At 72.9% G+C, this 12,387-nt stretch carries 11 protein-coding genes; 6 read left to right on the top strand and 5 right to left on the bottom strand.

The annotated features are described in order from the left end of the window. Window positions 1–103 precede the first annotated feature (103 nt). Window positions 104–1,483: an LVIVD repeat-containing protein gene (locus NE236_RS08435; RefSeq protein WP_252841289.1), complete on the bottom strand. Its 1,380-nt coding sequence runs from the start codon at window positions 1,481–1,483 to the stop codon at window positions 104–106. Between the two features lie 317 nt (window positions 1,484–1,800). On the opposite strand from NE236_RS08435, the gene NE236_RS08440 reads away from it, so the two are divergent. From NE236_RS08440 to NE236_RS08460, 5 genes are all read left to right on the top strand, one after another. Beyond that, on the top strand, window positions 1,801–2,988 hold the full coding sequence (locus NE236_RS08440; protein WP_252841559.1) for a glycoside hydrolase family 64 protein: 1,188 nt from the start codon (window positions 1,801–1,803) through the stop codon (window positions 2,986–2,988). 132 nt (window positions 2,989–3,120) lie between these two features. After that, entirely contained in the window at window positions 3,121–3,885 is a 765-nt protein-coding gene (locus tag NE236_RS08445) for an SDR family NAD(P)-dependent oxidoreductase (protein ID WP_252841290.1), read from the top strand. Window positions 3,886–3,949: 64 nt separating this feature from the next. Then, window positions 3,950–5,095, top strand: coding sequence for a galactonate dehydratase (gene dgoD / locus NE236_RS08450; protein ID WP_252841291.1), 1,146 nt, complete (start codon window positions 3,950–3,952; stop codon window positions 5,093–5,095). 25 nt (window positions 5,096–5,120) lie between these two features. Beyond that, the gene (locus NE236_RS08455; protein ID WP_252841292.1) at window positions 5,121–5,933 is read left to right on the top strand and encodes a bifunctional 4-hydroxy-2-oxoglutarate aldolase/2-dehydro-3-deoxy-phosphogluconate aldolase; all 813 of its coding nucleotides are present in this window, start codon (window positions 5,121–5,123) and stop codon (window positions 5,931–5,933) included. Between the two features lie 88 nt (window positions 5,934–6,021). Further along, window positions 6,022–7,062, top strand: a complete 1,041-nt coding sequence (locus tag NE236_RS08460) for a sugar kinase (protein ID WP_252841293.1) — start codon at window positions 6,022–6,024, stop codon at window positions 7,060–7,062. A 3-nt stretch (window positions 7,063–7,065) separates the two neighbouring features. Here NE236_RS08460 and NE236_RS08465 read toward each other — a convergent pair whose 3' ends face one another. Further along, a complete protein-coding gene (locus NE236_RS08465; protein ID WP_252841294.1) occupies window positions 7,066–7,725 on the bottom strand; it encodes an SDR family oxidoreductase in 660 nt (219 codons plus the stop codon). Window positions 7,726–7,773: 48 nt separating this feature from the next. Then, entirely contained in the window at window positions 7,774–8,700 is a 927-nt protein-coding gene (locus NE236_RS08470) for an NADP-dependent oxidoreductase (RefSeq protein WP_252841295.1), read from the bottom strand. A gap of 155 nt (window positions 8,701–8,855) precedes the next feature. Here NE236_RS08470 and NE236_RS08475 point away from each other — a divergent pair, with 155 nt between their 5' ends. Further along, window positions 8,856–10,067, top strand: coding sequence for an RNA-guided endonuclease InsQ/TnpB family protein (locus NE236_RS08475; RefSeq protein WP_252841296.1), 1,212 nt, complete (start codon window positions 8,856–8,858; stop codon window positions 10,065–10,067). A gap of 100 nt (window positions 10,068–10,167) precedes the next feature. Here the strand turns inward: NE236_RS08475 and NE236_RS08480 are convergent, their stop codons facing one another. Together NE236_RS08480 and NE236_RS08485 are read right to left on the bottom strand one after the other, a co-directional pair. Continuing rightward, window positions 10,168–10,425: a hypothetical protein gene (locus tag NE236_RS08480; protein WP_252841297.1), complete on the bottom strand. Its 258-nt coding sequence runs from the start codon at window positions 10,423–10,425 to the stop codon at window positions 10,168–10,170. Window positions 10,426–10,475: 50 nt separating this feature from the next. After that, window positions 10,476–12,383 carry a TRAFAC clade GTPase domain-containing protein gene (locus NE236_RS08485; protein WP_252841298.1) on the bottom strand — a complete coding sequence of 636 codons (1,908 nt, stop codon included), beginning with the start codon at window positions 12,381–12,383 and terminating at the stop codon, window positions 10,476–10,478. Window positions 12,384–12,387 lie beyond the last annotated feature (4 nt).

Here is a 12,387-nt window from a genome sequence, read left to right on the forward strand (position 1 = left end):
CTCACGTGCGGCGGAGCGGAATGCGGGCATCAGACGGAAAGCCCGAGTGCCGTGCCCGTCACTACAGAAAAAGTGACGAACACGGCACTCGGCCGACGCTTCCTCAGCGGAAGTCGGGCCGCAGGATGTCGATGCCGCGGGTGTTGTCCGCGACGTACACGTATCCGTCGTGCCAGTACGGTGCCCACGACATGGCGTCCGCGGGCCGGTAGTAGGCCACCTGCTTCGGGTGCGCCGGGTCGCGCACGTCGAGGAAACGGGTGCCCTGCGTGTAGAAGGACTGCGCCAGGATCCCGTGGTGCACGGCGAAGTAGTGGGCGGAGCAGTCGTCGGTGTCCGTCCGGCTGCCCTCCTGGCCCGCCACGCTCCACGTGCCGACCGTGCGCAGGCGGAACGGCTTGTCCGGCGTCGAACGCCAGCCCTCGCCCCCGTACGAGCCGCGCAGCGAGGCGATCACCAGCCGACCGTCATCGGCGCAGCCCGGGTTGAACGCCTCCTCGGTGATGTAGACGAGGTCGCCGCCGCCCGGTGCCTCGTGGGCGGTCGAGCCCACCGGCCGGAAGGAGTTGTGCATGAACTTCGACGGCGCCGCCGTCTCGCTGACGCCGCCACCCGCGTACGGCACGGGGTCCCAGGCGCGGGCCACGCGCATGGCGTGCCGGACGGGGTCCCAGTGCAGCCCCTCGGTCCAGTAGCCGCGGACACCGCCGCGTCCGGACGCCCACGTCACCCCGGCCGCGTCGACCTGGATGTCGTGCACGTAGTCGGTCGTACCGTCATTGCGGCCGAGCTCGATCGGCTGCGGGAAGGTGTGCGGGTGGCGGGGGTCTCGTACGTCGGTCACCCAGACCGGGCGGCCGCCCCAGTCGGCGGGCATCCAGTCGGCCCTGGCGGGGCCGCCCGTCCACAGGTAGCGGCAGTCGTCGACGCAGCTCGTCGTGTGCCCGGTGGGGATCTTCTCGTACGCGAGCTGCACCGGCTTGGCGGGATCGGCCAGGCTCACGACGTAGACGCCGGACTCGCCGGTGTGCGTGTTGCCCCCGAAAGCGCGGGGGTCACGGGCCATGAACACCAGCTTCCGGTGCGGGTCGGCCTCGGTGTCCTCCGTCTCCCACATGCCCGGCATGGACAGCGAGCCCAGGGCCTTGGGCGCGGCCGGGTCGGTGACGTCGTAGGTCTTCAGGCCGAACTCCCCGGAGACGTACATCACCTTGCGGTGCCCGTACGTGAGGAAGCCGAGGGAGATCGCGCCCTTGGCGTCGGGGAGGGTCGCCGCGAGGCGTACCCCCTTGATGGCGCCGGACGGGGGCTGCGGGGCGGCGTGGATCTGGTGCGCGTCGACGTCCTGCTGGACGGCGGGCTTGGTCGCGTGGCTCTCGTCGTCGTCGCCGGGTGGGCAGGCGAGGGCGGGGCCGGCCACCATCGTGACCAGGGCGGTGGCCGCGGCCAGGAGGGTCAGGGGCAGGGTGCGGAGGGTTGTCACATCTCTCCTTGGGTCCGGGTGACAAAGGAGCATGATCCGATCGGGACGCTATACAGCGCCGTCAAAGGGATCAAGAGCTCGGCGTCCGGCACCCGGCGGAATGCGGCCGGGCTCCCGTGGCGACGTGCGCCGCCGCGAGGACGTCCCCGTCATCGTCGCCGGACCGGGAATTCGGGTCTTACGCGCAGCGCGGTCGTTTATCCCATCCCTAACCGATCCTGAAGCGCGCCTTAAACCCCGTTCGCCGCGGCTTCCCGTCCGCTTCGCTGAACACCTGACGTGGTCGTAGGAAAGAGGGGCAACTCGTGAACAGCAGGATGATCGGCAGAAGGTCGTTCCTCGCGTCCGGTGCCGCCCTCGGCGCCCTCGCACTCGGCGGCGGGACGACGGCGTGCGCCCCGTCCGCCCGGGTCCGGCGCACGGCGGCGACCGCGGGCGGCCTGCCGCTCACCGCGGTGAACCGGACGGGGCGGTACACCAGCGGGTCGATCTTCATGTACGTCGTCGGGGTCGACCCGGCGACCGGCGCCCAGGGACACGTCACGGCGGACGGCAGGTTCGTCCCGTGCGCTTCGTCGGACAACGGATCCGACGGGTACACCGACTACGCGATCCCGCTGAGCGCGTCCGGCGGGCCCACCGTCGCCCTGCCGAAAATGTCCGGCCGGGTGTACTTCTCCGTCGGCGACCGTCTGCGGTTCAAGGTCGTCACCGACGGCAACGGCAGGCCGGCCCTGCAGTATCCGGCAGGCTGGGTGAGCACGGACCCGAACTACCGGATCCTGCACGACTGGATCGAGTTCACCCTGAACGACGCCGGGATGTTCTGCAACACGACGATGGTCGACATGTTCAGCGTCCCGCTCGCCATCCGGCTCGCGGGCGCGCGCACGCAGACCACCGGCACCCTCGTCGCCGGGGGTCGCGACCGGATCTTCGCCGCGCTGGCGGGGCGCGCGGAGTTCTCCCGGCTGGTCGTCGGCGACCGGCTGCGGATCATCGCGCCCGGTCACGGCATCGAGGCCGGTCTCTTCCCCGCCGACTACTACGACGCGTACATCGACGCGGTGTGGAGCAGGTACCGGCAGGCGCCGCTGACGGTCCGGACGGACGCCGGCACGTACACCGGGACGGTCACCGGCGAGCGCCTGACCTTCACCGGCGGCACCCGGACGCCCGCGTCGATCGCCAGGCCCTCCACCCGCGACGTGCTGTTCTGCGACGGCGCGCTCGCGGCGCCGAACGACGGCGTCACCGGTCCGGTCGCCGCGATCCTCGGCGCGGCGTTCAACCGGTCGACCCTGCTCTCGGACGCGACCCAGCCGGTGACGGACGCGGCCCGCTACTACCGGGAGCCGGTGACCAACCACTACGCCCGGGCCACGCACGAGGCGGCCGCGGACGGCGCCGCATACGGCTTCGCCTTCGACGACGTGGCCGGCCACGCCTCCTACATCCAGGACACCGCGCCCACGTCCGTGACGGTGACCCTCACGCCGTTCTAGAGCTCGGCGCCGTCAGGGGCCGCGACGTCCCCGATGGCGTTCCCGCGTCACCCCCCGACCGTCGGCCGCCCCGTCCTTGGTGTTTGAATCATGGGGGAGACGAGCGTGCCGGTGACGGAGGGGCGACGGTCAATGAGTGAGACGACGTCCGGGCGGTACGCCGGCCGGGTGGGCCTGGTGACCGGGGGAGCGTCCGGCATCGGCGCCGCGACCGCCGTCCGCCTGGCGGCGGAGGGCGCGGCCGTGCTGATCGTCGACGTGTCCGCCGAGGGTGAGGCCGTCGCGGCCCGCGTCCGGGAGGCAGGGGGCCGTGCGGCGTTCCTGGCCGGAGACGTCAGCCGCGACGAGACCTGGGAGCGCGCCGCGCGCACGGCGGAGGAGTCGTTCGGCGCCGTCGACGTCCTGGTCAGCAACGCGTACGTCGTCGAGGTGGCGCCCGCGCACGCCATGTCGCCCGACTCCTGGCGCAGGCAGATCGACGTGTGCCTGACGGCGGCGTTCCTGGGCGCGCGGCGGCTCCTGCCCGGCATCGCCGAGCGCGGCGGCGCGATGGTGATCACATCGTCGGTGCACGCCCTCCTCGGGCTTCCCGGGCACCCGGCGTACGCCGCGGCCAAGGGCGGTCTGGTCGCGCTGACCCGGCAGCTCGCGGTGGAGTACGGCCCCGCCGCGCGGGTCAACTGCGTGATCCCCGGCCCGATCATGACCGCGGCCTGGGAACGGGTGGACGAGGCCGACCGCGCGAAGAGCGTCCAGGCCACCGTCCTGCGGAGATTCGGCGAGCCGGAGGAGGTGGCCGCGGCGATCGCCTACCTCGCGTCGCCGGACGCCTCCTTCGTCACCGGCACCACCCTGACCGTGGACGGCGGCTGGAGCATCACGCGGGACTCTGCGTGAGCCCGTCCTATGGTGGCCGCGGGCCGCACGGCCAGACCGTCGAGGCCTTCGCCAGGATGATCTGATGAAGATCACCAGGATCGAGACGTTCCTCGTCCCGCCCCGATGGATGTTCTGCCGCGTCGAGACCGACGACGGCCTCGTCGGCTGGGGAGAGCCCGTCGTCGAGGGCCGCGCCGAGGTGGTGCGCGCGGCCGTCGACGTCCTCGGCGAGTACCTCATCGGCCGGGACCCGCTGCGGATCGAGGACCACTGGCAGGTGCTGACCAAGGGCGGGTTCTATCGGGGCGGCCCGGTGCTGTCGAGCGCCGTCGCCGGGCTGGACCAGGCGCTGTGGGACATCGCGGGCCGCCACTACGGAGCGCCGGTGCATCGCCTGCTGGGCGGGCCGGTGCGCGACCGGGTCCGCGTGTACGCCTGGGTGGGCGGCGACGAGCCGGCCCGGCTTCGGGACGCGCTCGCCGAGCAGGTGGAGGCCGGCTTCACCGCCGTGAAGATGAACGTCTCGGGCCGGCTGTCCCGCGTGCCCACCGCGACGGAGATCGACCGGATCGTCGAACGCGCCCAGGTCGCACGGGACGTGCTCGGCCCCTCGCGCGACTTCGCGCTGGACGCGCACGGCCGGGCCACCGTGCCCGCGGCCCGTCAGATCATCGCCGCCGTCGCACCTCTGCGCCCCATGTTCGTGGAGGAGCCGGTCGCCCCGGAGTACCTGTCCCGGCTGGGCGACCTGGTGGCCGGCACGACGGTGCCGCTCGCGCTCGGCGAACGGCTCTACTCCCGCACCGACTTCCTGCCCGCCCTCCAGGCGGGGCTGTCGATCGCCCAGCCCGACCTGTCCCACGCCGGCGGCATCTCCGAGACCCGGCGCATCGCCGCACTGGCCGAGACGTTCGACGTGCAGCTCGCGCCGCACTGCCCGCTCGGCCCGATCGCGCTCGCCGCCAGCCTGCAGGTCGCGTTCGCGACGCCGAACTTCCTGATCCAGGAGCAGAGCGCCGGGATCCACTACAACACGGACGCCGAGCTGCTCGACTACGTTCTGGACCGGACACCGTTCACCTTCGTCGACGGATACGCCGCACGGAGCGACCGGCCCGGCCTCGGCGTCTCGGTCGACGAGGCGGCGGTGCGCGAGGCCGACCGTCGGCCCCATGCCTGGCGCAACCCGGTATGGCGGCACGAAGACGGTTCCCTGGCCGAGTGGTGACCGGAGATCAGAGGAGATGACCGGCATGGCCGAGAGCAACGGGGCCGAGAGCGGCATGCGCCAGAGCAGCGTGACCGAGAGCGGCAGGGCCGAAGCGAGCATGACCGAGAGCGGCATGCGCCAGAGCAGCGTGACCGAGAGCGGCAGGGCCGACGGGAGCATGACCGGGAGCAGCGTGCAGGAGAACAGCACGGCCGGGGGTGACGGGGCGGATCTGCTCGCGGCGCTGCGCGCCCGCCGGATCCTGGGGATCATCCGGGGCCGGGACCCGGACGCGTCCGTACGGGCGGCCGTCGCCCTGGCGGAGGAAGGCGTCGACCTGCTGGAGGTGTCGTTCACCGGGACCGACGCGGCCGCCGTGATCGCGCGGGTCCGCGCGGAGCTGGGGCCGGGGTTCCGGCTCGGGGCCGGCACCGTTCTGCGCGCCGCCGACGCCGACGCCGCGGCCGCCGCGGGAGCCTCCTTCGCGGTGACCCCGGCGTTGGGGGAGGGCGTGACCCGGGCGGTCGAGCTGGGGATGCCGGTCGTGGCCGGAGCGCTCACCCCGACGGAGCTGTGGCAGGCGCACCTTCTGGGGGCCACGGCGGTGAAGATCTTCCCCGCCGCCCCGCACGGACCGGGCTATGTGCGGGCGCTGCTGGATCCGTTCCCGGACGTTCCCCTCGTGCCCGTCGGAGGTGTGGGAGCCGAACAGGCGGTGGAGTACCTCACGGCCGGCGCCGTGGCGGTCGGCATCGGCTCGCCTCTCGCCGGCGACGCCCCGCACGGCGGTGACCTGACCGCCCTGCGCGAACGCGCCCGCCGTTTCCGCGAGGTCGTGGCACCGTGGACGGCGTGACAGGACACGGCATGACGGAGGGAACCTCCGGCCCCGTCGAGCTCGTCGACGAGCGGCTGCGATCCTCACGGAGAGGCAGGGCACGGACGTGACGCGGCGACGGGCCGTGACCGGGGGCCGCCGCCGGTCGACCGGCCGCGAGGACGACACCGGAGGCACACGGATGGGCGACGACCGGCGGATCGAGGTCGTCACGATCGGCGAGACCATGGCCGCCCTGCGCGGCGACGGCCCGCTCCGGCTGGGCGGCCCGCTCACGCTCTCGATGGCCGGCGCCGAGACGAACGTCGCGATCGGCCTGGCGCGCCTGGGCCACCGGGTGCGCTGGGCCGGCGTCGTGGGCGCCGACGAGCTGGGCGAACTGGTCCTGCGCACCCTCCGGGCCGAGAGCGTCGATGTGGGAACGGTCCGGTCCGACCCCACCGCGCCCACCGGCCTGCTGCTGCAGGAGCACCGGGTGGCGCACGTCACCCGCGTGCACTACTACCGGTCCGGCTCGGCCGGATCGGCGCTGCGGGCCGACGACGCCGACGCCGCGCTCCCCACCGGCGAGCCGGCCGGCATCCTGCATGTCACCGGCATCACCCCCGCCCTCGGCCCCGACCCTCGCCTCGCGGTCGAACGCGCCGTGCGCCGCGCCCGCGAGGCCGGCACGCGGGTCTGCCTGGACGTGAACTACCGCTCCCGCCTGTGGGCGCCCGACCTGGCGGCCCGTGTGCTCGGCGAGCTGCTGCCGTACGTCGATGTCCTCATCGCCTCCGAGGACGAGCTGCCCCTCGTCGCGGGCGGGGAGACGGGCGAGGAGGCCGCGGCCGCACAGCTCCTCGCCACCGGGATCGGCGAGGTCGTCGTCAAGCACGGCGGCGCGGGTGCGCGCGCCTGGTCGGCCGCCGGGTCCGTACGGATGCCCGCACGCGCCGTCCCGGTGACCGGCACCGTCGGCGCCGGAGACGCCTTCACGGCCGGCTACCTGTCCGGTGCCCTCGACGACCTGCCGATCCAGGACCGGCTCGAGCGCGCCGTCACCGTCGGGGCCTTCGCGGTCGCCGCCGCCGGCGACTGGGAGGGCCTGCCCACCCGCGACGAACTGGCGCTGCTGTCGGCGCCCGACGGCAGCACCATTCGCTGATCCTCAGGGGCGGGCGTGGGCGCGGACGGCCTCCTCGATCGGCGCGTCGCCGCCGACGAGCTCGAGCGTCCGCCCGGCCGCCCCTGGGGTGTCGAGCAGCGCGGCGATCACCGCGGCCACGTCGGCCCGGGGCAGCGCGCCGCGGGGCACGGACTCCTCCAGCCGCACGCGGCCGGTGGGCGGGTCGTCGGTCAGCCGGCCGGGGCGCAGGATGGTCCAGTCGAGGTCGCGCCTGCGCAGGTCCTCCTCGGCGGCCGTCTTCGCGTCGATGTAGGCGGCCCAGACCTCGTCGCCGCCCGGCTCCGGGGGCCGGCCGGCGCCCATGGAGGAGACCTGCACGAACCGCCGGACCCCCGCCCGTTCCGCCGCGTCGGCCATCAGCACCGATGCGGCGCGGTCGACGGTGTCCTTGCGGGCGGTGCCACTGCCCGGACCCGCGCCCGCCGCGAACACCACCGCGTCGGCCTGGTCCAGGTGGACCGCGACGTCATCAAGACTCGCGGACTCCAGGTCGCAGACGACGGGGGCCGCGCCGGTGGCCCTGACGTCGTCGGCGTGGTCCGGGTTGCGGATCAGTCCGACGACGCCGTCGCCACGCGCCGCGAGCAGTTCTTCCAGAAGGAGGGCGATCTTCCCGTGCCCTCCCGCGATCACGATTCTCATGCTCCTCACAACACCCTCAGACGGTGACGATCTTCCCTGGACGACCGATCACGCGATCTCCAGCACGATCTTGCCCCGAGTGTGACCCTCGGCGTTCAGGCGCTGAGCCTCGGCCGCATCGGCGAGCGGGACGATCTTCGCGAGGGCGACGGTGAGCCGTCCGTCGTCGACCAGGCCCGCGAGCGCGGCCAGATCCGTCGGGTCCGGCCGGACGAAGACGTACCGTCCTCCGCGGTCGATGACGGACGGGTCGACGATCGAGGCCCAGCGCCCCTTGGCGGTCAGCAGATCGGGGGTGACGTCGACCGCCTCCCCGCCGACCAGGTCGAGGGCGGCGCTCACCCCGCCCGGCGCGAGGCGGCGCACCGCGTCGGTGAGGCCCGGCCCGTACGCGACCGGCTCGGCGCCGAGCTCGCGCAGATGGTCATGGTTGTGCGGACTCGCCGTGCCGATGACGCGGGCGCCCTTGGCCCGGGCGATCTGCACGGCGAACGTGCCCACGCCGCCGGACGCGGCGTGGATGAGCACCGTGTCATCCGGCGTGATGGTGAGGGCCTTCGTGAGCGCCTGGTAGGCGGTGAGCCCGGCGAGCGGCAGCCCGGCCGCCTCCGCCCACGACAGGTTCCTCGGCTTACGGCCCAGCGTGCGCACCGGCGCCGAGACCAGTTCGGCGTACGTCCCGCGCTCGACATGGTCCTCGCGGACGTAGCCGATGACCTCGTCGCCAGGGGAGAACTCGCTGACGGCCGGGCCCACCCGTTCGACCACCCCCGCCAGGTCCCATCCGGGGATGACCGGGAAGTGGGTCGGGAACAGACTGTCGAGGTACCCTTCCCGGATCTTCCAGTCCACCGGGTTCACCCCGGCCGCCTTCGCCCGTACGAGCACGGAGTCCGGACCGACCCTGGGCTCGGGCACGTCGGTCAGTTCGAGCACCTCGGGCCCGCCGTATCGCTGCATCGTTATCGCTTTCACCTAGTCCTCCAGAGGATGCCCCGGCCTTCAGGCCGGGGAGGAATCCGGACTCCGTCAGGAGCGGCCCGGCGTGGCCGGGACGGCCTGAGAACGGAGTCCGCCGACATTCGGCCATTCGGCTTACACATTCGCATGACAGTTGTAATGTGTCGGTCATGCGGACGGCGTACAAGTGCCGGGCCTACCCCGGCCCCGAACAAGCGGCGGTGTTCAGCCGCACGTTCGGGTGTGTGCGTCTGGTGTGGAACAAGACCCTGGCCGAACGCCACGCGGCGTACCACCAGCGGGGCGAAAAAACCTCTTACAGGCAGACCGACGCGGCGCTGACCGGGTGGAAGAAGACCGAGGACCTGGCGTTCTTGTCCGAGGTGTCGTCGGTTCCGTTGCAGCAGACGCTGCGGCATCAGCACGCGGCGTTCGCGAACTTCTTCGCCGGCCGCACCAAGTACCCCCGCTTCAAAACCCGCAACTCCCGCCAGACCGCGCACTACACCCGCTCGGCGTTCCGCATGAAGAACGACGAGCTGCACATGGCCAAGACCACCACGCCGCTGAGGTTCGTGTGGTCCTTCGACGACGTCGAGGTGTCCACGCTCAACCCCACCATGGTCGTCATCTCTCGTGATCCGGACGGCCGCTGGTACGTCACGTTCGCCGTCGACACCGACACCCCCGAACCCTTGGAGGCGGCCGGGCACGCCATCGGTATCGATCTGGGGATCAAGGACTTCGCGGTCACCAGCGACGGGGAGCGCGTCGCCAATCCCCGGCATCTGGAGGGCAAGGCCCGCAACCTGGCCCGGTATCAGCGGCGGATGGCCCGCCGCGAGCGCGGGAGCGCCAACCGGCGTAAGGCCAAGGCCAAGGTCGCCCGCGCCCACCGCAAGGTCCGTAACGCCCGCGCCGACTTCCTGCACCGCACCAGCACCAACCTCGTCCGTCGGGCGGACACGATCGTGATCGAAGACCTCGCGGTCAAGAACATGGTGAAGAACCGGAAGCTGGCGCGGGTGATCTCCGATGCGGGGTGGGGTGAGTTCCGCCGGCAGTTGGAGTACAAGGCCGAACGCGCCGGGCGCACGCTCGTGGTGATCGATCGCTGGTATCCGTCTTCCAAGACCTGCTCGGCTTGCGGGCACCTGCTCGCGGAGCTGAGTCTTTCCACCCGGCACTGGACGTGTCCGGGCTGCCGTACCCGGCATGACCGGGACATCAACGCGGCCAAGAACATCCTTGCGGCTGGTCGAGCCGTAGCCGGGGAGAGATCCTCTGGTGATGCCTGTGGAGCTGGTGTCAGACGGCAAGGGTCCTCCCTTCCGCAGTCGGCGCTGAAACAGGAAACCCGCGCCGTGAGGCGCCCGGCCTAAAGGCCGGATCGGCCGCAAGGCCGATGGGAATCCCCCTTTCTTCAGAAGGGGGAGGAAGTCAAACACCAAGCGTTACCCGAGCCCCAGCGCTCACACCTCCTCAGTGGCGTGTCGCACCCGGCAGCCGATGTTTCGGCGGCGTATCGGTCCGGCCCGCCGTCCGCCACAGCTGGAGATATTGCGTACCGCCCCGCGTCGCCTGGGGGTTCATCGGGCCGGGCCGGACCACCACCGTGCGCGTCGCCATGACGAAGTCGCTCGACGGGCGGATGAGGAGCTGCCAGTCCAAGGTGCCGTACGCGGAAGTGTGCTCGGTCATCGCCACCCCGAGCGCGGGTCTGCCCAGGGGATCGCGCACCTGGCCGAGACTACGGACCCCTGGCAGCCCCGCCGGGATCGAGGGAGCGCTCAGTGGAACCGGGCGTATCCGGCCAGCCCCAGCACGACCAGCGCCGCCGGGCCCAGGACCAGCAGCGCGGTGAGCAGGGCACCGCGGCCGAGCTGATATCCGAGGGGGATGAGCCGTTCGGGCCGTCCGACGGCACTCCAGGGGTCGCGCCGCACGGTCGCGGGGCCCTCCATCGCGGCGGGCCGGTTTCTGGCGGCCCGGCTCCCGGCCTCCTCCGGACCCGCCGGAGCCCCCGGAAGGGGATCATCATCCGCCGGCGCGATGTTCCGGGGGATCGAACCGGCGTGATCCGGGCTCATGGGATTCCGGTCCTGTGCGTCGGCGAGGTCCCGGCCCGCGAGGTCGGTGGCCGGGGACAGTGGAGCAGCGTGATCCGGGCCCGCGGGATCCCGGTCGGGCCCGCCGATCGGGAGCCCGGCCGCCCAGCCGAACAGGTCGGCCAGCGCGGCCGGCGGGGTGTCGAGCCCGGAGGCGAGGTACCGGACCTCGCCCGCCGTGCGTTCGAGCGTGCGGATCGTGTTGCCGAGGCCGACGCCCTCCAGCCAGCCGCGCACGTCCTGGTCGACGCCCTGCCCGACCGACGTCCTGCGCAGGACGTCGGCCTTGGTGACGACCACGGCGATGCGGCGCTGCCGGCCCTGGTCGTCGCGGGAGCGCAGATCGGTCAGCAGCCGTTGCAGCGTGTCGGCCGGGTCCTCCTCGGAGGTCGCGGTCGCCGCCTGCACGAGCAGCCGTTCGTCCTGGGACAGCGCCGGGCGCAGTTCGGGCAGGGCGAACGGATCGATGACGAACAGCAGCGCCTCACCGTGGTCGAGATAGCGCAGCCGTTCGACCCGCGTCGCGCCGGTGTGCAGCTCACCGGCCGGATCGAACAGGTAGAGGATCCGGTGCCCGGCGGGCAGGGTGAGATCCAGCATCGTCGCGGCGGGCAACTCGGGTCCGGTCTTGGCGAGCCGCCCGCCGCCGTCGAGCTCGGCCAGCGCGCCGGCGTACGCGCGGGCGTCCCGTGCCTCGGCGAACTCCGCGCGCCCGCCCGCTCCGGCGGCGCAGGCGCGCAGGGCGCGCACCGCGAGGAACATCAGCGTCGTCTTCCCCGCGGCGGGCCCGCCGACGAACGGGAGCGGCTCGACGCGGGCCCGCCCGATCCGGCCGGGCAGCCGGCGCTCACAGTGCGGACAGTACGCGCTGAGCCGGAACCGGCCGAGCAGGATCATCGTGGGCAGCCGGGAGCCGCAGCGGCACACGTGGCGCAGGGCGCCCAGGCGGTTCGGCATCAGCCGGAAGTGCCGCGCGTCACATCGCGGGCAGGCGTACGCGGGCAGGGCCAGCCGCTGGTAGCAGCCCGGATGGGGGCAGGCCACCAGAATCCGGCGGTAGGCCGCCCAGAGGCGTTCGACCGCGCCGAGCACCGCGACGCAGACCGACCAGCCCGCCAGGCCGACGCCCGCCACGAGGACGGTCACCGCCGCGAAGACGAGAGCGGCGGCGGCGAGCGGCACGGCCGCCGACAGGAGGCCCGCGCACAGCGCCAGCCAGAGGGGGAACAGCGCCAGCCCCTGGGGGAGGGCGAGCATCCGCGCGGTCAGCGCGGTGACGCCCCGGCGTGCCCGGTCGAGGCACCAGGGGACCGTACGGAGCGCCACCGTCCAGGCGTCCCGCCACACCTGGCCGAGAAGGTACTGCGGGTACACCGGGTCCCGGGAACCGACGGCGGGACGGGGGACCGACGAGGGCCCGTCGACGGCGGTGGCCGTCAGGACCCGCCACGCGACGAGGAAGAACCGGCCGAGCCCGGCGCACGTCGCCCCGACCGCCGCGAGAGGGATCGCGAACGGTACGACGAACACGAACTCGGCCCAGACCAGGCCCACCCACAGGAGGAACGCGATGACGTAGACGACGGGCATGACC

This window comes from Actinoallomurus purpureus (genome assembly GCF_024055795.1).
In the GTDB taxonomy this organism is placed as follows: Bacteria; Actinomycetota; Actinomycetes; order Streptosporangiales; family Streptosporangiaceae; genus Actinoallomurus; species Actinoallomurus purpureus.

Bases quoted from the DNA above. Each gene is read 5' to 3' on its own strand.
- NE236_RS08440 (WP_252841559.1), top strand. From the start codon at position 1,801: ATGATCGGCAGAAGGTCGTTCCTCGCGTCCGGTGCCGCCCTCGGCGCC.
- NE236_RS08445 (WP_252841290.1), top strand. From the start codon at position 3,121: ATGAGTGAGACGACGTCCGGGCGGTACGCCGGCCGGGTGGGCCTGGTG.
- dgoD (WP_252841291.1), top strand. From the start codon at position 3,950: ATGAAGATCACCAGGATCGAGACGTTCCTCGTCCCGCCCCGATGGATG.
- NE236_RS08455 (WP_252841292.1), top strand. From the start codon at position 5,121: ATGGCCGAGAGCAACGGGGCCGAGAGCGGCATGCGCCAGAGCAGCGTG.
- NE236_RS08465 (WP_252841294.1), bottom strand. From the start codon at position 7,725: ATGAGAATCGTGATCGCGGGAGGGCACGGGAAGATCGCCCTCCTTCTG.
- NE236_RS08475 (WP_252841296.1), top strand. From the start codon at position 8,856: ATGCGGACGGCGTACAAGTGCCGGGCCTACCCCGGCCCCGAACAAGCG.
- NE236_RS08485 (WP_252841298.1), bottom strand. From the start codon at position 12,383: ATGCCCGTCGTCTACGTCATCGCGTTCCTCCTGTGGGTGGGCCTGGTC.